This window comes from Streptomyces sp. NPDC088817 (assembly GCF_044750345.1).
Classification (GTDB): Bacteria; Actinomycetota; Actinomycetes; order Streptomycetales; family Streptomycetaceae; genus Streptomyces.
The window spans coordinates 71,441-89,517 of record NZ_JBIVJN010000015.1; the positions used below are offsets into that span (position 1 = coordinate 71,441).

Sequence of the window (18,077 nt, forward strand, 5' to 3'; positions counted from 1 at the left end):
CCAACAGAAGCAGTGAGTATGAAGCGGACCCAAGACGCAGGCACGCCGCACGAGGAACCCGGCCGCGGACGGATACTGCCGGCGCTCGTGCTGACCATGCTGGCCTTCAGCATGGTGCAGACCGCGGTGGTGCCGATCCTGCCTTCCCTCGCGACGGCCGTGCACGTCTCCAGCGGCGCGGTCGCCTGGCTGATGACCGCCAACCTGCTCGCGGCAGCGGTGTTCACCCCGCTGCTGGGACGCTTCGGTGACCTCTACGGCCGCAAGGCGATGCTGTTGGTCTCTCTCGGCGGCCTGGCACTGGGATCGGTGCTCGCGGTGAGCACCGATTCGTTCGACTGGCTTGTGGTGGCCCGCGTCCTGCAGGGCGCGGGTGGCGGTGTCCTCCCGCTGGCCATCAGCGTGGTGCGCATCCAGCTTCCGCCGCGCAAGGTCCCGGGCGGCATCGCGGCGGTCAGCGCCGCGATGGGCATCGGCAGCGCCCTCGGCCTGGTGGTCACCGGTCTGCTGATGGAGCAGTGGAGCTACAAGTCGGTCTTCTGGGCCGGACTGCTCCTCAGCCTCGTCGCCATCGCCTGGTCCGTGGTGGGCATCCCCAAGGACGCGGTGAGCGATCAGACCGTCAAGGTGGACCCGCTGGGCGCCCTCACCCTGGCCGCGTGGCTCTGCGCCCTGCTGCTCGCCGTGAGCCAGGGCAACGCCTGGGGCTGGGGCTCCGGCCGGATCGTGGGTCTCTTCGTCGCGGCCGTGGTGATCGCGGCCGTGTGGGTCGTCATCGAACTGAAGGTGCGGCACCCCTTGGTGAGTATCCGGATGATCGTGAGCCCCGTCGTGGCCATCACCAACGTGGCGGGTGCGGTGATCGGGTTCGGCATGTACGGGTGCTTCATGGTGATCAGCAACTTCGCCCAGACACCGGGGAAAGCCGCCCACTACGGATTCGGCGCCGACGTCCTGCATGCCGGCGTGATGCTGCTGCCTTCCGCCGTCGGCAGCATGACGGCCGCCCCGGTCGGGGCCAGGCTGATCGCCGCGCGAGGTCCGCGGATCCCCCTCTCACTGGGCGGATTGCTCGCGGCGGTGGCGATGGGCTTCCTCGCCGTGGTGAATGGGCACCCCGTCGACATCTATCTCGCCTCCGCGGTGTTCGGTTTCGGCGTCGGCCTTGCTTACACGGCCATGCCGGCCGCCATCAATTCCGCTGTCCCGATGGAGCAGAGCGGCGTCGCCAACGGTATGAACGCGGTGTTCCGTACGGTAGGAGGAGCTGTGGGAACGGCTGTCCTCGGCGCCACCCTGGCGAGTGACACCATCGAAGGATTGCCGCTGCCCACCCTGGGGGCTTATCAGGAAGCGTTCTCGATCACTGCGATCGGCTGCTTCGCCGCCGCGATCGCCTCTCTCGCGATCCGCGCCCCCCTGAGCCCGGTGAACTCGGGGAAGCCCGCTGTGCAGCGAGCAAGCAGGTGACTCACGGCCGCAATCGATGTCGCTGGAGCCCCTGCGGTCACTGGTGAGTCAGGCGAACCTCCGGGTACGCCAACGGCTTTCCCGCGCGTGTTGAGGGTTTCACCCGGAGAATTCGAAAGCGGTTATCGCGGGTGGCCGAATTCGACTCTCCCTCCCACTCTGGCGGCACCCCGGAACGGCTAGGGTGACGGCACGTCAATCATCATTACAGCAGGAGGACTTCACCATGAACGGGTCTCGCCTCGTGGCCCTCGGCCACTACCAGCCACAGAAGGTGCTCACCAATGACGCCCTCGCGGAGATGGTCGACACCAGTGACGAGTGGATCCGGAGCCGGGTCGGCATCCGTACCAGGCATGTGGCGGAGGCAGGGGAATCGGTGGCGGACATGGCGGCGGAAGCCGCTCAGAAAGCCCTCGCAAATGCGGGCCTCACCAGCGCGGAGATCGATCTCGTCATCGTCGCGACCTGCACTTCCCTCGATCGTTCTCCCAATGTCGCAGCGCGCGTTGCGAACCGGCTCGGCATCCCGGCGCCCGCGGCGCTGGACGTCAACACGGCCTGCTCCGGCTTCCCGCACGCCCTGGCCATGGCCGACCTGGCCATCAAGGGCGGCTCCGCGAGGAAGGCCCTGGTGATCGGGGTCGAGAAGCTCACGGACTTCGTGGACTGGTCCGACCGCAGCACCTGTGTGCTGGTCGGCGACGGAGCGGGTGCCGTCGTCGTCGCCGAGGCCGACACCGCCGAGATCAGTCCCGTGGTCTGGGGATCCGTACCCGAGATGGGCAGGGCCGTGCTCATCGAGGGCAAGTCGGGCACCTTCTCCCAAGAGGGCCAGTCCGTGTACCGCTGGGCGACGACCACGCTGCCGGACATCGCCCGGACCGTGTGCGAGCGCGCCGGGGTCGATCCGGCAGAACTCGGTGGCGTCGTCCTGCACCAGGCCAATCTCCGGATCGTCGAGCCGGTCGCCAGGAAGATCGGCGCGGTGAACGCGGTCATCGCGCGGGACGTCGTGGACTCCGGCAACACCTCGGCCGCGAGCATCCCGCTGGCGTTCTCCAAGCTGGTGGAACGGGGAGAACTGACCCCGGGGGCACCCGTGTTGCTTTTCGGATTCGGCGGCGGCCTGTCGTACGCGGGCCAGGTCGTCCGCTGCCCGTGACGGACGGGCCCACGGCCCGGCCCGGGAGCAGAACCACGCATCGGGCGACGTGCTGACCGCGTGCGCCGCGGTCAGCACACCAGCGACGGGCCGACGGCCCGGAAGCCGAACCTGGCTCCCCGAGCTGACACGCGGTCACCGTTTCGTGCGCTGGCGGTCCTCCGTCGTGCTGACGACGTACGCGGACTGCCGGGTCGCGCCGTCGGACCGGAGATTCGGCAACGGCCTCAGGGCCGAGATCGCCGCCATGCCGGACATCGATCCGGCGTTCGTCGAGCGGCGCCGGCGCTCGCTGCTGCTGGAGGAGGGCGAACGGCACACGCGGCTGCGCCGACTGGCGATTCCGGCCCTGCGTCCGCGCAACTTCGAACGCTTCCGGCCCGCGATGGCCAGGGTCGTCGACGAGCTGGTGGACCGCGTGGTGCACCGCGGGCGGTGCGACGCGGTCGAGGACCTCTGCGACCCCCTGCCGATCTCGGTGATCTGCTGGGTGCTGGGCATTCCACGCGAGGAGGCGGAGTTCTTCGCCGAGGTGGCCGAGGCGTCCACCGCCCTGTTCTCGGGAGACCCGCGCACCGTGTCGACGGCCATGGCGGCCACCGAGAAGACCCTCATTGGGGGTTCGGCTGGGGGCTGCACAGCTGCGTCGGGTCGGTACTGGCGCGAGCCGAGCTCAGCGAGGCGCTGACCATTCTCTCCCGGCGGCTGACTGGTCTGGCTCTCGACGGCGAGACCCTGTGGAGCCGACCCGACACCATTCAGGGCCCGGTGAGCTTGCCCCTGCGCTTCGACGCGGCCTGGGCTCGTCGGTCGCCGTGGCCGAGCCGGGCACAGCCCTCGTCGCCCGGACCGCTCAGTCCGTCGACGCAGGTGCCGTCGCGTAGTCGTGGGCGCGCTCCTGTCCCGAGAGGCCCCCGATCGCCCCGATGATCTCGTCGGTGAGGAACCGGCGGACCTGCGCGGGGCGCATGTCGATGTCGGGCCCGGCGCAGTGCAGCGGCCTGCCGAACTCCACGGTGAAGCGGTGGTAGCGGGGCAGTCGTCGGCCGACCGGCTGGAGTCGGTCGGTACCGGTCAGCGCCACGGGCACCACCGGGGCTCCGGTCGTGAGGGCAAGCCACGCGACGCCGGTCCGCCCGCGGTAGAGCCGGCCGTCGAGGGAGCGGGTTCCCTCGGGATAGATACCGAAGGCTCGGCCTTCGGCCAGGACGCGTTCAGCCGCTTGAAGTGATGTCCGCGCGCCGCGGTGGGCGCCGCGGTCGACCGGGATGCAGCCGAAGGCGGTGAAGAAGCAGCGCGTCAGGAGGCCCTTGACTCCCGTTCCCGTGAAGTACGCGTCCTTGGCCAGGAAGTGGACCGGGCGCGGCGAGAGGAGCGCGATGACGACGCTGTCGATGAAGGACAGGTGATTGCTGGCGAGGATCACGGGGCCGTGCCGTGGGACGTTGCTCCGGCCACGGACGACGGGCCGGTAGATCAGCCGTAGCAGCGGGGTGAGCAGCAGCCGAGCGAGGGTGTAGAGCATCAGGGACCTTTCGTGGGCAGGTGACGCCTGGTCGGCCCCACGGCAGCCGAGTGAACGGGGTGCACCGGGGCGGTTCGCCGCTTTCGGCCGACCCGGAGCGTGTGAGTAGTACGACGATGGCGGAAGTGCGACGCAGCCGGGGCAAGGAGGTTCCCTCTCGGTCGGGCCGCACCAACGCAGCGGATGCGGAGGGATGTTAGCAACCGACCGATCGGAAGTTAAGTGACGTGCGGAGCGGCTATCATGGATGCCCATGAGCCCCCGGAACAGCGTTGCCGAGGCGCGCCGCACCCGTCAGCGCATCGTCGACCGCAGTCTGGTCACCGCCTCGTTGTACGGCCTCGACGGTCTGACCATCGGCCGGCTCGCGACCGACCTGGGGATGAGCAAGGCCGGCGTGCTGGGTCACTTCGGCACCAAGGAGAGTCTCCAGCTCGCAGTCGTCGACGCCGCGGCGGAGTTGTTCACCCGGGAGGTGCCGAACCGGGTGGCGGACGACGTGCCACCCGGCCTGCCCCGTCTGCGCGCGTGGTGCGATGCCTGGGTGTCGTACCTGGCGCGGGACGTGCTCCCCGGTGGGTGCCTCCTCACCGCGGCGGCGGCCGAGTTCGACGGGCGGAGCGGCCCCGTGCGTGATGCCGTCGCCGGCATGAACGACTTGTGGCAGCGTGACCTGCGCCTGCAGATCCGGTATGCGATCACCGCCGGTGAGCTGCGACCGGACACGGATGCCGACCAATTGCTCTACGAGGTGGTGGGCATCATGCTGGCCCTCAACCACTTCCTGCAGCTGCAGCGCGACCGCTCCGCCCCGACGCGCGCCCACGGAGCACTTCACCGGCTCTGGGACGGTGTGAAAGTCCCTGTGTGCGGCGGTGATTGACCGGAACAATACCCTGAACCGTCTGCGGACAGGGCATCCGATCGGTCCCGGAGCATCTCTGACCCGAGGGCCTGGCCCGCCTTCTGCCAGGTCCCTGACAGAAGGCGGCGTACGGCAGCGTTACCGCAATGAGAATTGGGCGCCGGCGACACCGCGGTGGGCATCGGATTCAAGCCAGGAATCGCGGGCGAGAATGGACCGCTGGATATGCTGCAACTGCGGTCCCGGTTCGAGGCCCAGCTCCTCGACCAGAATCCCGCGGATTTGGTCGAAGGCCCGCAGTGCGTCCGCGCTGCGGCCACTGCGGTACAGGGAGATCATGAGGTAGCCGTAAATCGCCTCCCAGGCCGGATGCGCCTCGATCAGCGAATACAGTTCGCAGATCAGCTCGTGGTGGCGGCCCAGGTCCAGCTCCAGCTGCAGTCGGCGCTCGTGGGCGTAGACACGCTTCTCTTCGAGCAGCCGGCGGACGCCCGCGAAGGCATGCATGTCACGGAAATCGGCCAACGCCGGGCCGCGCCAGAGGGTGACGGCGGAACTCAGCGCGGCGGACGCCGCTTCGAGCTCGCCGCGGCTTTGCAGGTCGCGGGCCTCTAACAGGTGCCCCTCGAATAAGTTGAGGTCGAGGGAGGAGTGCGGGAGCCGCAGTTCGTATCCGGTCGACTGGGTGGTGAGGACGGAGGCGTCGAGGCCCAGTTCACGGAAGCGGCTTCGCAGGTTGCAGACGTAGACATGCAGTGCGGTGTGGGCGCTCTGCGGCGGCACGCCCGACCAGATCGCGTTGATGAGCCGTTCCGGGGAGACCGCTGTCCGGTTGTTGACACAGAGATAGGCCAGTAAGGCGCGGTTTTTCGGCGCCCATGGCCTGATGCTTTCACCGTTGGATTTTTCTATTCCGAGCGGACCCAGAATACGAAAAAGCATGTCCAATCAACCCCCGCGTCTATTTGGACAGGGCAGGGGGAGCACCCCCGCCGTTGCCGTTTCATCGTCAACGATTTTGTGGCGGCAGGCAAGTGATTTGAGTATCACCTGAGGCTGAAATCGGTGACGGAGTGGGGAGATGGGGGGTATGGGCGGATATGCCCCCTGTGGTGCTTCACTGTTCAACCTGAGCTGACCTGTGGTGAGTCAATGGCGAATCTTCCGTCCTGCCCGCCACGCAACGACGATATTTACTGGGATCTCACAAGTGACTCCCAGAAACCGTCGAGCCAGACCAAGATATCCCGCATGACGTAGTGGTCCGCGTCCGGGCGCAGCGCCGACAGCAGGAACGAGCGTGCCCCCTCCGCCGGCGCCCCCAGGACCGTGATGCGGGACTCCACGTCACCGTCGGTTCGCAGGGGATGGAACTGCGGGGTGAGGTCCAGACCGCCGGGCGCGAAGTCCGTGGCGCCCGCGCCGTCCGCACCGTGGTTGCGCCACAGGCGTACCAGTCCACGTTCCCGCAGGTTGCGGTACAGGGGTCGTACGTCCACACGCGGGTCGAAGGGGTGCATGCGCGCCTCGACCACTACGTCCAGGGCGCGTCGCGCACCCGTGTGCGGCCCCACCACGACCGTGCGGCCGCTCGACTCCTCGTAGCGCACCCGGGCGTCCGGGCCGGTGCCCACATCCAGCAGCCCGTGCTCGACGAGCGCGGTGATCTTTGCCATGACCTCCGGAGCGGCCCCGTTGGCCAGCCGGTTGTGCCGGCTGGTGTGCCGGCGCAGGAATGCCTGCTGGGAGGCTGCGGTCACCCCGGCGTCGTCCACCGCGTAGGAGATCACCGACCGCAGATCACGCCACACACCGTCGGACGCGGCCTTGTGCGGATTGCAAAGGTTGCCCTGCCGGGCCCAGGCCTGGTCGCGGATCATGAACTCCAGCAGTTCCGCCCGGTATTCGGCAGGGGAGCCCGCAGGGCTGACCGGGCGTACGGCCGCACGCCAGTCGAACCGATTCCCGTCGAGTCCGGTGTCCAGGCACCACGGCGAGTCCCGGCCCTCAAGGACCGCGGCCGGCGGCAGCGAACGGTCCAGGCAGCGCCGTACCTCGTACTGCGCCGACGGCGCGTACACCGTCCGCACCCAGTGCAGCAGCACGTCCCGAACCGACCACACGACCGTCTTCTGCGTGGCGAACAGCGCCTGTTCGCCACGCAGCACCGGCAGCAGAGTACGCACGATGTCGTCCACGGCCGCGTCCAGCGCCGGCAGCAGACAGTCCTCACCGCCGGGCCGCGCACCGGTCAGGAAGGCGAGGTAGCAGGGCATCGCACGGTGCGTCAGCGGCAGCGCCGCACTCGGTCCGAACAGCGTCACGTAGTACAGGTGGGCCATCTCCGCCACCACCAGCGGCAGGACGTCCCGGTCGAAGTCGAGCTGCGGCCGGGTGCGGCCAGGCGTGGGGTACGGCTGCCCGCGGTTCGCCCGGAGCAGATCCACTGCCTCTTTGGTCAGAAACATGCCGGGGTGGTCGCCGGAGCCGTCGCCCGGCTTGTGGTTGTCGGGCCGGGCGAAGGTGAACAGCCCGGAACCGCTGAACGCGACGATCGCGGCGGGTTCGGTGCCGCTCGCCCGGTACACCAGTCCCCGCCCGGGCTCCTCGTGGAAGCTCCCGTTGCGCCCCTCGGTCAGGTGCAGGATCGTGTCGATGGCGGTGAGGCCCATGCCGACGAGGCCGACCACGTCCGTCGGCCCGACGGTGTCCGGGCCCAGCAGCTCGTTCAGCGGGTACGGATGCGGCACGTGCGCGGCGCCGCCGCGGGCCGCGGCCTTGGCGAGTCGGCGTCCCTCGGGGGACAGTCCCGGATCGTGGTACGAGTGTCCGGTGAGCAGCAGCACCTCGTCGGCCGGCCGGCGGGTGCCGTCCGCCGTGACGATCTGAAGTTCGGCACCGACGGGCTCGATGTCCACGACCTCCGCGTGGTGCAGGTGGAGGTCCGCACCGGGATGCCGGCGCAGGTCGTCGGCGAACGCCTGGAACATGTCGCTCAACGCCAGGCCGTGCACATATCGCCGGGGCCAGTCCTCCGGACGCAGGTCGAAGTCCGGGTGGCCGGTCTCGGCGTAGCGGCGACGGCACCACTCGTGCAGAGTGGGCCGCTTCTCCCGCGGCCGCAACGGGCCGGAACCCGAGACGGTCTCGTCGGCGGCGAAGCCCACCTGGCAGCCGATGCGGTTGAGGTAGCTGGTGCGGGCCTGCCCGGCACTGTGGGCCTGGCCGGCCCCGAACTCCCCGGTGCGCTCGAAGACCCGCACCTCCAGCCTGCGGCCCTCGAGCCGGCCGATCGTCGCCGACAGCCTCTCCACGACGTACGTCGCCCTGGGCCCGCCGCCGACCAGAGCGAGCCGGTATGGGCGGTCCGGCGCGGCCGGATGCGCAGGGTTCGGCGGCTCGGTGTGTGTGGTGGTCACCTCGTACCCCATTCAGCGATGTCAGGCGTGTCGGCCAGGCCGGCTGGCAGGCGGATCGGCGAGCGGTTCACGGTCCGCGCCCCGCAGGACGTCCGCGAGCGCAGCCAGGAAGCGGTCGATGTCGGCGGTGGTGATCCGGCCCATCGTCGACAGCCGCCAGTGGTCCGCGGCCAGCCGCTGCAGAAGCTGTTCTTCCGGTCCGTCGGAATGATCTCGGTGGACAGGACGAGCGGCGCGGGAACCATGACCGGGCTGGAGTTGTCGCTGAAGCTGCTGGCGGAAGGCGACGGCGTCGGCATCCACATCGAGGGCACCCGTTCGCCGGACGGGCGCCTCTACAAGGGCACCACCGGCACCGCCTGGCTGGCTCTGCGCAGCGAAGCACCGGTGGTTCCGTGCGGCCTCGTCGGCACGGAGCGGGTGCATCCCAAGGGTGCGAAGCGGCTGTACGCCGCGAGCTTCGACGCGAGGTTCGGTCCCGCGATGACGTTCGCGGAGCACCTCGGGCGGGAATCGGACCGCCGGGTCCGCCGCGCGGTGACGACGAGCATCACGGCCGAGATCTCGGCTCTGTCGGGCCAGGAGTACGTCGACATGTATGCGGAGACGATGTTGACGAGCGGTGGGTGACGGGTGCCGAACCGCCACCGAGACCGAGGCCGGCGCCCGGCCTCGGGCACGATCCGTGCCCGCCCGGACGCGGAGCGGAAGCGGTCGGTCCGGGGCCCTGGCCGAGCCGGGGGAGTGCTCGCGGCCGTCCGGCACGCGGCTGAGCACGGGGCCCGGCGTCAGGACCCGCTCCCGCTCGGCTCCTGGGAGCGGAGTGCGGCGTTTGTCGGTTGGCGGAGCCGTTACGCTGGATGCGTGGCAGTCGTCGATGTATCCGAAGAGCTGAAGTCCCTCTCCTCGACCATGGAGTCGATCGAGGCCGTTCTGGACCTCGACAAGCTGAGGGCAGACATCGCCGTGCTCGAGGAGCAGGCGGCCGCGCCCTCCCTGTGGGACAACCCGGACGAGGCGCAGAAGATCACCAGCCGGCTCTCCCACCTCCAGGCGGAGGTGCGGAAGGCGGAGGCCCTGCGCGGCAGGATCGACGATCTCGATGTGCTTTTCGAGCTCGCCGAGGCCGAGGACGACCCGGACACCCGCGCCGAGGCCGAGGCCGAGCTGGCCGACGTCAAGAAGGCGCTGGACGAGATGGAGGTCCGGACGCTCCTCTCCGGCGAGTACGACTCCCGCGAGGCGCTCGTGAACATCCGGGCCGAGGCCGGCGGCGTCGACGCCGCCGACTTCGCCGAGCGGCTCCAGCGCATGTACCTGCGCTGGGCCGAGCAGCACGGCTACAAGACCGAGATCTACGAGACGTCGTACGCCGAAGAGGCCGGCATCAAGTCGACCACCTTCGCCGTGCAGGCGCCCTACGCCTACGGCACCCTCTCCGTCGAGCAGGGTACCCACCGCCTGGTGCGCATCTCCCCCTTCGACAACCAGGGTCGCCGCCAGACCTCCTTCGCGGGCGTCGAGATCCTGCCCGTCGTCGAGCAGTCCGACCACGTCGACATCGACGAGTCCGAGCTGCGCATCGACGTCTACCGGTCCTCAGGGCCCGGCGGCCAGGGCGTGAACACCACCGACTCCGCGGTGCGGATCACCCACATCCCCACCGGCATCGTCGTCTCCTGCCAGAACGAGCGCTCGCAGATCCAGAACAAGGCCACCGCCATGAACGTCCTCCAGGCCAAGCTGCTCGAGCGGCGCCGCCAGGAGGAGCAGGCCAAGATGGACGCCCTCAAGGGCGACGGCGGCAACTCCTGGGGCAACCAGATGCGCTCCTACGTCCTGCACCCGTACCAGATGGTCAAGGACCTGCGCACCGAGCACGAGGTCGGCAACCCCGAGGCCGTGTTCAACGGCGAGATCGACGGGTTCCTCGAGGCCGGAATTCGCTGGCGCAAGCAGCAGGACCAGGGCAAGTAGGAGCCCTGGGACACCGCAAGCAGACTCTTTGTCGACAAGGCAACTGCCGCTTTTCCAGCGGCAGTTGCCTTTTCCGTTGGCCGATGTCCGGGTTTTACGTCACGCTCACATACTTCAACTCCGAGCAAACGGCGCACTGTTGGACATCGCGCCCGCAACGACCTTGACGGTCCCTCGAAAAGCGGGAAGGGTAAAACGTGGCATGCGCATTTCTGGGGCGCATGTGAACCGGGGGGATCCGCACGTGCGCCAACCACCCCCGTTGATCACAGCCCCGCGCGCCGCTCGAAGACGATTCAGCTACTGGGGGTAGCAAGCATATGACGAAGAAGACGCGGGTTCGTGTCGCGCGCATCGCGGCCGGTGCCGTGATCGCCGCCGGCGCCTCGCTGACCGCCGCGGGCGCGGCCTCGGCCCTCGATCTCGGTGTCAGCGCCGGCGTCGGCGGCGGTGGCATCAACGCGAGCGTGACGTTGGACGACGAAGACCCGACCGACCCTTGCGACGTCGTCGGCGTCTGTAACGAGACCGGGGGTAATGAGACCGGCGGCAACGAGACCGGGGGTAACGAGACCGGCGGCAACGAGACCGGGGGTAACGAGACCGGCGGCAACGAGACCGGCGGCAACGAGACCGGCGGCAACGAGACCGGCGGCAACGAGACCGGCGGTAACGAGACCGGCGGTAACACTGGCGGCAACGGTGGCAACAACGGTGGCTCCACCGGCGGGAACGGTGGCTCCACGGGCGGCAATGGCGGTTCCACCGGCGGGAACGGTGGTTCCACCGCCGGCAACGGTGGTTCTACCGGTGGCACCACTCCCAACGGCGGCAACAGCAACACCGTCCCGCAGGAGCAGGGCTCCTCGGCGCTGACCGAGACCGGCCCGGACAGCAACCCGTCCGCGCAGGGCAACGGCCAGGAGCTGGCCGAGACCGGTGCCGCGGAGACCACGTTCCTGCTGGTCGGCGCCGCCACGATGATCGCCGGCGGTATCGGCTTCCGCTTCCTGCCGCGCCTGATGGAGGGCCGCGGCGGCGCCGCTGCCTGAGCGTGGCGAGCACCGTACGCACGGTAGGCGCACCGTAGACGCACGCGCGCGTACGGCCGACTGAACGGCGAGGGGCCCGGAGCGGCAAGCTCCGGGCCCCTTCGCGTCTCGCGTCCTCGGGATGCGCCCTACACCGTCTGGTGGGCCAGCAGCGCCACCGCGGCGATCAGGACCACCAGCAGCGCGACCAGCGCCATCGGGTTCAGCCCCGCGAGGAAGTTCTCCTGCTGCAGCCGCTCGCGGCTCGCACGGCACACGGGGCACCGGCCCTCGCTCACGGGCGCCGCGCAGTTCGCGCACACCAGCCGGTCGTACGTCATGCGCTCGCCCTCCTTGCACCGGTCCTACCCAGTCAACGCCCACGCGCGCGTGAACGTTCCCTCCCCACCATGCCAGGTTCGCCGGGCCTGCGCGCGGGTCGCTCCACAAGCGCGGGCCCCGCACGGGCCCCGCACCGAATCCGCGCGGTACGGGCTCCACGAGAATATGCCCCGTACAAAAACATACAAGCCGCACCCAACCCCGACCGGCGACTGCGCGCCCCTACCCGGTTCGCGTAAGGTCACGCTCATCTACCCCCGGCGATCCGTGGTGCATCCGTGATCCGATTCGACAGTGTCTCCAAGGTCTACCCCAAGCAGACCCACCCGGCCCTCAGGGATGTCTCCCTGGAGGTGGAGAAGGGTGAGTTCGTGTTCCTCGTGGGGTCCTCCGGCTCCGGAAAGTCCACCTTCCTGCGGCTGATCCTCCGCGAGGAGCGGTGCAGCCACGGCCAGGTGCACGTCCTGGGCAAGGACCTCGCGCGCGTCTCCAACTGGAAGGTCCCGCAGATCCGCCGCCAGCTCGGCACGGTCTTCCAGGACTTCCGCCTCCTGCCCAACAAGACGGTCGCCGAGAACGTCGCCTTCGCACAGGAGGTCATCGGCAAGTCCAAGGGCGAGATCCGCAAGTCCGTGCCGCAGGTGCTCGACCTCGTCGGGCTCGGCGGCAAGGAGGACCGCAGGCCGGGCGAGCTGTCCGGTGGTGAGCAGCAGCGCGTCGCCATCGCGCGCGCCTTCGTCAACCGGCCCAAGCTGCTCATCTGCGACGAGCCGACCGGCAACCTCGACCCGCAGACCTCCGTCGGCATCATGAAGCTGCTCGACCGCATCAACCGGACGGGCACCACCGTGGTGATGGCGACCCACGACCAGAACATCGTGGACCAGATGCGCAAGCGCGTCATCGAGCTGGAGAAGGGCCGTCTCGTCCGCGACCAGGCGCGCGGCGTCTACGGCTACCAGCACTGACCAGTCCACGACGGAAAGGCTTGACCAGACGCCATGCGCGCCCAGTTCGTCCTGTCGGAGATCGGTGTCGGTCTTCGTCGCAATCTGACGATGACCTTCGCCGTCGTCGTCTCCGTCGCCCTGTCGCTCGCCCTGTTCGGCGGGTCGCTCCTGATGAGCGACCAGGTCAACCAGATGAAGGGCTACTGGTACGACAAGATCAACGTCTCGATCTACTTCTGCAACAAGAGCAACGCCCAGAGTGACCCCAACTGCGCCAAGGGCGCGGTCACCGAGGACCAGAAGAAGACGATCCTCACCGACCTGAAGAAGATGTCGGTGGTCGAGAACGTCACCTACGAGTCCCAGGACGAGGCGTACAAGCACTACCAGGAGCAGTTCGGCGACACCCCGCTGGCCAGCACCATCACGCCGGACCAGATGCAGGAGTCGTACCGGATCAAGCTGAAGAACCCGGAGCAGTACAAGGTCATCGCGAGTGCCTTCAACGGCCGCGACGGCGTGTACTCCGTGCAGGACCAGAAGGGCATCCTGGACAACCTCTTCGGGCTGCTGAACGGCATGAACTGGGCCGCGCGTGCGGTGATGTCACTCATGCTGGTCGTGGCGCTGATGCTGATCGTCAACACCGTGCGCGTCTCGGCGTTCAGCCGCAGGCGTGAGACCGGGATCATGCGTCTGGTGGGCGCCTCCGGCTTCTACATCCAGGCGCCGTTCATCATGGAGGCGGCGGTCGCCGGACTGATCGGCGGCGGCGTCGCCTGCGGATTCCTGGTCACCGCGCGGTACTTCATCATCGACCACGGTCTCGCCCTGTCCGAGAAGCTGAATCTGATCAACTTCATCGGCTGGGACGCGGTGCTGACGAAGCTGCCGCTCATCCTCGCGACGAGTGTGCTGATGCCGGCGTTGGCCGCGTTCTTCGCGCTGCGCAAGTACCTGAAGGTGTGACACACGCCAAAGAGGTCGTACGGTCGAGCAACCGTGCGGCCTCCGGGCGTTGTCCTAGACTCACCGCCATGTCAGGCCGTGACCTGTTTCGCCAGCCCCGCCGCGGCCGCGCCGGGGCCGCCCTGACATTGGTCTTCGCGGGCGTGCTGGTGGCGGGCGCTGTGACGGGTTCCCTGCCCGGCCACGACGACCACAAGTCCCCTCCGGACCAGGCCCGTTCGGCCCTGCCGGTCGGCCGGCCCGAGGAAGTGACCCGGGCGGCGGCCGAGGCCATGGCCGACGGCGAGTCCCCCATGCTGGCCGCCGAACGCGCGGTCAGCCGCAGCGGCGACCGCTGGGGGGCCGTCTACTCCCGCGGCGAGTACCAGGAGTTCCAGGAGGCCCTGGACGGCCAGTACACCGGCGTCGGACTGTCGACGCGGCGCCGGCGGGACGGCCGGGTCGAGGTGGCGAGGGTCCAGGCGGGCTCGCCCGCGGCGGCCGCCGGCATCCGCCGGGGCGACCGGCTGCGCAGCGTCGACGGCGAGCGGACCGACGGCCTTCCGGTCACCGACGTGGTCGCGCTGCTGCGGGGCGACGCCGAGGACTCGCCCGCCGGGACCCCCGTCACCCTGGGTCTGCAACGCGGCAAGCACGTGTGGAGCCGGACGCTGCGCCGGGCCCGCCTGTCGACGGACCCGGTCACGGTACGGCGGCCGGCGGACGGGGTGACCGTCATCAGGATCGCCGCGTTCTCGAAGGGCGTGGGCGACAAGGTCCGCACCGCCGTACGCCGGGCACCGGCCGGCGGCGGGATCGTCCTCGACCTGCGCGGCAACTCCGGCGGCCTGGTCACCGAGGCCGTCACCACCGCCTCCGCCTTCCTCGACGGCGGCCTGGTCGCCACCTACGACGTCGACGGCGACCAGCGCGCCCTGCACGCCGGCTCCGGCGGGGACACCACCCGGGCCCTGGTCGTGCTCGTCGACGGCGGCACGATGAGCGCGGCCGAACTGCTCACCGGTGCCCTCCAGGACCGTGGCCGCGCGGTCGTCGTGGGCTCCCGCACTTTCGGCAAGGGCTCGGTGCAGATGCCGAGCCGGCTGCCCGACGGCTCGGTCGCCGAGCTCACGGTCGGGCACTACCGCACCCCCGGCGGGCACACCGTGGACGGCCACGGCATCACCCCGGACCTGGACGCCGGGCAGGACGCGCTGCGGCGCGCGGAGACGGTGCTGACGGGCCTCGGCGAGGCGTCGTAGTTCCGTCCCGGTCCGGCCCCGCTCCCGTCCCGGTCCGGCGGGGCACACCCCTTTAATGCGCTTTCCGGGCACCCCCTGTGTAGTGCCAAAATGGAGGGCACTATGGCTAAGGAAAAAGGGCGCAAGCTGATCGCGCAGAACAAGAAGGCGCGGCACGACTACCTCATCATCGACACCTACGAGGCCGGTCTGGCGCTGATGGGGACCGAGGTGAAGTCGCTGCGTCAGGGGCGGGCGTCGCTGGTAGACGGCTTCGTGCAGCTCGACGGGCACGAGGCGTGGCTGCACAACGTGCACGTGCCCGAGTACAGCCAGGGCACCTGGACCAACCACAGCGCCCGGCGCAAGCGGAAGCTGCTGCTGCACCGGGAGGAGATCGACAAGCTGGAGTCGAAGTCCCAGGAGACGGGGCACACGATCATCCCCCTGTCGCTGTACTTCAAGGACGGCCGGGCCAAGGTCGAGATCGCGCTGGCGAAGGGCAAGAAGGAGTACGACAAGCGGCAGACCCTCCGCGAGAAGCAGGACCGCCGCGAGACGGACCGCGCGGTGGCGGCGGCGCGGCGCAGGCAGCGGGCGTGACGGCGGGTCGCGGGCGCGGTCCGGGACGCGGGGAATACGCTGGCACGGACCTGTGTTGATCACGTACGATGGCACCATCACCGCGAGGCCGGTGAGGATCCCCTCTCAGGAGGGGTTTTTGAAAAATCAACATGGGGATGATCGGTTTCGACAGCGGTTGTCGAAGCAGGGGAAGCGTGTCGAGGAAGCGGCCATGATCTCGTAAACCACAGGCCGAAAAAAATAATCGCCAACACCAAGCGCGATTCCTCCCAGCAGGCCTTCGCCCTCGCTGCCTGATCTCAGGTAGCAGAGCGAGCCTCCTACTAAAGGGAGTGTCAGCCCGGGGCTGTTCCCGACCCGGATCCTGGCATCAGCTAGGGGACTAAACCTTGATCCCGGTCACGGGGTGAAGAGGGAAACCTAACAGTGACTGAGCCCGTCGGAGACTTGTCCGCGTGATCTCCGGGGCCGAGAAAATCGAAGCGGACTGCACACGGAGAAGCCCTGGTTCCGCACCGTTGGACGCGGGTTCGATTCCCGCCATCTCCACTCATCCCATGCGGGCAAGGCCCCGTCGCTTTCGAGCGACGGGGCCTTTCTCGTTGTGTGCCAGGGCATGTGCCTGGGCGGCCGAGATCGGACGCGGGCCGTCAGGTACGAGGACCGTCGTGCACATTGTGCTGGCTCAGTTCCACCGCGAACCGGGCCGCCGTCACGAAGTCGGCGTCGTCATGGAGGACGACGAGTCCATGGTGGGCGGCCGTCGCGCAGATCTGGAGGTCGACGGAGGACAGCGCCCTGTGCGCCCCCTGACCCGCCGCCCGTTCCTGGAACGCGCTGATCCACAGGCACGCGCTCTTGGGCAGGGAGACGTCGTCGTAGAGATCGGTGAACATGTCGCTGAACGCCCTGTACTCCTTGGCGTCACGCGCGGACCGGAGGAACTCGGCCCGCTGCGGGTAGCACGAGAGCACGTGGCCGTCCGTGACCACCGGTCGCCACGCCTCGTGCAGGTCGCGATCCCGGAGCAGGCGCCACAGCGCCGACGAGTCGAGCAGGTAGCGCATCACTGGCGGGCCGTGTCCTTGTCCGCCCGGTGCGCCTCTTCGGCACCTTCGATGTCCCAGCCCTGGGCCGTCTCGAAGAACTTGTCGTAGGCGGCGTCGCGAGCCAGGCGCTTGTTGTACATCTCGAGCGCCGCCGCGACGGCGGCCGTCTTGGTCCGATGTCCGCCCAGGCGCTTCGCCGTATCCAGGGCTTCGTCGTCGATATCGATGTGGGTGAGTGACACCGGGCCCTCCCGAATGTACATAGCAGCGCAGCATTCAGAGGCAATATTGTACATCGGGCTGCGTGGGCATGGCCCTGTCACTTCCGAGTGACGGAGAACTTGCCACGAGGGCGGTGGTGGTGTCAGGGCAGGGGCAGGGTGGCCGTCACGGAGAAGGTTCGGTCCTTCGGGGTGGTGTGGAGGGTGCCGCCGAGGGCGACCACTCGGCCTTTGAGGCCGGCCAGGCCCGTGCCGCGGCCGGGCGGGGCGGGGAGCGGGGACGCGCCGGTGGGGACGCCGTCGTTGCGGACGGTCAGGCGGATGTCGTCCGGGTCGGCGTGGAGCTCGATCTCGCAGTACGTGGCACCGCTGTGCTCCAGCAGGTTGCCCACCGCCTCATGGAGCACCGACCGCAGGCATTCCGTGACCGCGTCGTCCAGTTCGAGGCGCGGCGGCAGCGAGGCGTGCACCCCTATCCCCGAGGTGGACAGCAGCCGCTGCGCCCGCGCGAACTCGTCGGCCAGTGAGCGAGTCGCCCCGGGGCTGCTGATGAGCCGTACGTCCTCCTGCGTCCGCCGGGCCAGCTCGACGACCTCGGTCAGCGCCGCTCTGGCGGACTCGGCGGGGACGTCCGGGCGCAGGGCGTTCTCCGCCCGCATCGAGATGGCGACCAGCGACGACCCCACCAGATCGTGCAGGTCCTGCCGCATGCGCGCCTGGGCGCGCTGCTCGGCGAGCCGGGCCGTCTGCTCCTTGCTGCCGTACAACCGCGAGCAGAGCAGGGCGAGATGGGTGACCGCGAAGACCGTGCTCGCGGTGATCGCCGCGCTGAGCAGAGCGACCAGCGAACCGCGGCTGCTCTCGACCACGCCCGTGTGGATGAGCAGCGGCCCGCTGGCGACGACCGCCAGGGCGACGGGAACGGAGTTGGCCGGAGGCAGAGTGAGCATCACGGCGCCGGCGAGGAAGCCCAGCAGGGTGAACCACCGGTGCTGGAAGACGACTAAGGGCACGTAGGTGAGCACGGCCTGCACCAGCAGCAGGCCCCATCTCCAGCGGTACGGCAGCCGGTAGGGCGGAGGCGCGTACTGGCCGAGCAGCACGGCCGGCGTCAGCACCAGCACGGTCAGACCGGCGGTGACCGTGCGCTTGTGGAACGGCGAGGCGGCGACGTCCAGCGCCACCAGACCCAGTGATCCGATCACCACCACGGCCAGCGCGGCCAATGCGACCCGCGCTCCCGGTGGAGCCGTCACGCCCTTTGCTGCCCTGCCCCGCATCCTCGCCCC

At 69.1% G+C, this 18,077-nt stretch carries 18 protein-coding genes and 1 other RNA gene; 12 read left to right on the forward strand and 7 right to left on the reverse strand.

All coding sequences use genetic code 11. From position 1 onward, the window contains the following. The first annotated feature begins 18 nt into the window (after positions 1-18). The 3 genes from ACIP4X_RS25485 (at position 19) to ACIP4X_RS25495 (ending at position 3,323) form a co-directional block, all read left to right on the forward strand. Entirely contained in the window at positions 19-1,470 is a 1,452-nt protein-coding gene (locus ACIP4X_RS25485; protein WP_358728083.1) for an MFS transporter, read from the forward strand. Between the two features lie 226 nt (positions 1,471-1,696). Then, the gene (locus tag ACIP4X_RS25490) at positions 1,697-2,635 is read left to right on the forward strand and encodes a beta-ketoacyl-ACP synthase III (protein ID WP_358728085.1); all 939 of its coding nucleotides are present in this window, start codon (positions 1,697-1,699) and stop codon (positions 2,633-2,635) included. 145 nt (positions 2,636-2,780) lie between these two features. Then, the gene (locus tag ACIP4X_RS25495) at positions 2,781-3,323 is read left to right on the forward strand and encodes a hypothetical protein (protein WP_401350784.1); all 543 of its coding nucleotides are present in this window, start codon (positions 2,781-2,783) and stop codon (positions 3,321-3,323) included. A 165-nt stretch (positions 3,324-3,488) separates the two neighbouring features. Here ACIP4X_RS25495 and ACIP4X_RS25500 read toward each other — a convergent pair whose 3' ends face one another. After that, the gene (locus tag ACIP4X_RS25500) at positions 3,489-4,160 is read right to left on the reverse strand and encodes a lysophospholipid acyltransferase family protein (RefSeq protein WP_401350786.1); all 672 of its coding nucleotides are present in this window, start codon (positions 4,158-4,160) and stop codon (positions 3,489-3,491) included. 253 nt (positions 4,161-4,413) lie between these two features. On the opposite strand from ACIP4X_RS25500, the gene ACIP4X_RS25505 reads away from it, so the two are divergent. Next, positions 4,414-5,043, forward strand: a complete 630-nt coding sequence (locus ACIP4X_RS25505) for a TetR/AcrR family transcriptional regulator (RefSeq protein ID WP_358728090.1) — start codon at positions 4,414-4,416, stop codon at positions 5,041-5,043. Positions 5,044-5,163: 120 nt separating this feature from the next. Here ACIP4X_RS25505 and ACIP4X_RS25510 read toward each other — a convergent pair whose 3' ends face one another. Together ACIP4X_RS25510 and ACIP4X_RS25515 are read right to left on the reverse strand one after the other, a co-directional pair. Next, on the reverse strand, positions 5,164-5,967 hold the full coding sequence (locus ACIP4X_RS25510) for an AfsR/SARP family transcriptional regulator (RefSeq protein ID WP_358728092.1): 804 nt from the start codon (positions 5,965-5,967) through the stop codon (positions 5,164-5,166). Between the two features lie 251 nt (positions 5,968-6,218). Next, positions 6,219-8,444 (reverse strand): FAD/NAD(P)-binding protein, encoded by a 2,226-nt coding sequence (locus tag ACIP4X_RS25515; RefSeq protein WP_401350788.1) that lies wholly within the window; start codon positions 8,442-8,444, stop codon positions 6,219-6,221. A 27-nt stretch (positions 8,445-8,471) separates the two neighbouring features. Here ACIP4X_RS25515 and ACIP4X_RS25520 point away from each other — a divergent pair, with 27 nt between their 5' ends. From ACIP4X_RS25520 to ACIP4X_RS25530, 3 genes are all read left to right on the forward strand, one after another. Next, entirely contained in the window at positions 8,472-9,074 is a 603-nt protein-coding gene (locus ACIP4X_RS25520; RefSeq protein ID WP_401350790.1) for a lysophospholipid acyltransferase family protein, read from the forward strand. A 234-nt stretch (positions 9,075-9,308) separates the two neighbouring features. Beyond that, positions 9,309-10,421, forward strand: a complete 1,113-nt coding sequence (gene prfB, locus ACIP4X_RS25525) for a peptide chain release factor 2 (RefSeq protein ID WP_358728097.1) — start codon at positions 9,309-9,311, stop codon at positions 10,419-10,421. A gap of 320 nt (positions 10,422-10,741) precedes the next feature. Continuing rightward, positions 10,742-11,473, forward strand: coding sequence for a hypothetical protein (locus ACIP4X_RS25530; protein ID WP_401350793.1), 732 nt, complete (start codon positions 10,742-10,744; stop codon positions 11,471-11,473). 128 nt (positions 11,474-11,601) lie between these two features. On the opposite strand, the gene ACIP4X_RS25535 is transcribed toward ACIP4X_RS25530, so the two are convergent. Then, complete coding sequence (locus tag ACIP4X_RS25535; protein WP_358728100.1) at positions 11,602-11,793, reverse strand: hypothetical protein; 192 nt, start codon at positions 11,791-11,793, stop codon at positions 11,602-11,604. Positions 11,794-12,072: 279 nt separating this feature from the next. Between ACIP4X_RS25535 and ftsE the strand changes: the two genes are divergently transcribed. The 5 genes from ftsE to ssrA all read left to right on the forward strand — a co-directional run bounded on the left by ftsE (position 12,073) and on the right by ssrA (position 16,070). Beyond that, entirely contained in the window at positions 12,073-12,762 is a 690-nt protein-coding gene (gene ftsE, locus ACIP4X_RS25540) for a cell division ATP-binding protein FtsE (protein WP_358728102.1), read from the forward strand. 33 nt (positions 12,763-12,795) lie between these two features. Beyond that, a complete protein-coding gene (gene ftsX / locus ACIP4X_RS25545) occupies positions 12,796-13,713 on the forward strand; it encodes a permease-like cell division protein FtsX (protein WP_358728104.1) in 918 nt (305 codons plus the stop codon). A gap of 68 nt (positions 13,714-13,781) precedes the next feature. Next, positions 13,782-14,954 (forward strand): S41 family peptidase, encoded by a 1,173-nt coding sequence (locus tag ACIP4X_RS25550; protein WP_358728105.1) that lies wholly within the window; start codon positions 13,782-13,784, stop codon positions 14,952-14,954. Between the two features lie 102 nt (positions 14,955-15,056). Beyond that, positions 15,057-15,536 (forward strand): SsrA-binding protein SmpB, encoded by a 480-nt coding sequence (gene smpB / locus ACIP4X_RS25555; RefSeq protein ID WP_358728107.1) that lies wholly within the window; start codon positions 15,057-15,059, stop codon positions 15,534-15,536. 133 nt (positions 15,537-15,669) lie between these two features. Further along, positions 15,670-16,070, forward strand: a transfer-messenger RNA (tmRNA) gene (ssrA, locus tag ACIP4X_RS25560). Positions 16,071-16,168: 98 nt separating this feature from the next. Here ssrA and ACIP4X_RS25565 read toward each other — a convergent pair. From ACIP4X_RS25565 to ACIP4X_RS25575, 3 genes are all read right to left on the reverse strand, one after another. Then, complete coding sequence (locus ACIP4X_RS25565) at positions 16,169-16,585, reverse strand: PIN domain-containing protein (RefSeq protein ID WP_358728108.1); 417 nt, start codon at positions 16,583-16,585, stop codon at positions 16,169-16,171. Further along, a complete protein-coding gene (locus ACIP4X_RS25570) occupies positions 16,585-16,809 on the reverse strand; it encodes a type II toxin-antitoxin system VapB family antitoxin (RefSeq protein WP_358728110.1) in 225 nt (74 codons plus the stop codon). The genes ACIP4X_RS25565 and ACIP4X_RS25570 overlap by 1 nt, the downstream gene beginning before the upstream one ends. A 122-nt stretch (positions 16,810-16,931) precedes the next feature. After that, the gene (locus ACIP4X_RS25575) at positions 16,932-18,044 is read right to left on the reverse strand and encodes an ATP-binding protein (RefSeq protein WP_358728112.1); all 1,113 of its coding nucleotides are present in this window, start codon (positions 18,042-18,044) and stop codon (positions 16,932-16,934) included. Between the last annotated feature and the right edge of the window lie 33 nt (positions 18,045-18,077).

Excerpts from the sequence above, each read along its gene's own strand:
- ACIP4X_RS25485 (WP_358728083.1), top strand. The coding sequence starts at position 19 with ATGAAGCGGACCCAAGACGCAGGCACGCCGCACGAGGAACCCGGCCGC.
- ACIP4X_RS25530 (WP_401350793.1), top strand. The coding sequence starts at position 10,742 with ATGACGAAGAAGACGCGGGTTCGTGTCGCGCGCATCGCGGCCGGTGCC.
- ACIP4X_RS25550 (WP_358728105.1), top strand. The coding sequence starts at position 13,782 with ATGTCAGGCCGTGACCTGTTTCGCCAGCCCCGCCGCGGCCGCGCCGGG.
- ACIP4X_RS25505 (WP_358728090.1), top strand. The coding sequence starts at position 4,414 with ATGAGCCCCCGGAACAGCGTTGCCGAGGCGCGCCGCACCCGTCAGCGC.
- smpB (WP_358728107.1), top strand. The coding sequence starts at position 15,057 with ATGGCTAAGGAAAAAGGGCGCAAGCTGATCGCGCAGAACAAGAAGGCG.
- ACIP4X_RS25510 (WP_358728092.1), bottom strand. The coding sequence starts at position 5,967 with ATGCTTTTTCGTATTCTGGGTCCGCTCGGAATAGAAAAATCCAACGGT.
- ftsX (WP_358728104.1), top strand. The coding sequence starts at position 12,796 with ATGCGCGCCCAGTTCGTCCTGTCGGAGATCGGTGTCGGTCTTCGTCGC.
- ACIP4X_RS25565 (WP_358728108.1), bottom strand. The coding sequence starts at position 16,585 with ATGCGCTACCTGCTCGACTCGTCGGCGCTGTGGCGCCTGCTCCGGGAT.
- ACIP4X_RS25500 (WP_401350786.1), bottom strand. The coding sequence starts at position 4,160 with ATGCTCTACACCCTCGCTCGGCTGCTGCTCACCCCGCTGCTACGGCTG.
- ACIP4X_RS25535 (WP_358728100.1), bottom strand. The coding sequence starts at position 11,793 with ATGACGTACGACCGGCTGGTGTGCGCGAACTGCGCGGCGCCCGTGAGC.
- ACIP4X_RS25490 (WP_358728085.1), top strand. The coding sequence starts at position 1,697 with ATGAACGGGTCTCGCCTCGTGGCCCTCGGCCACTACCAGCCACAGAAG.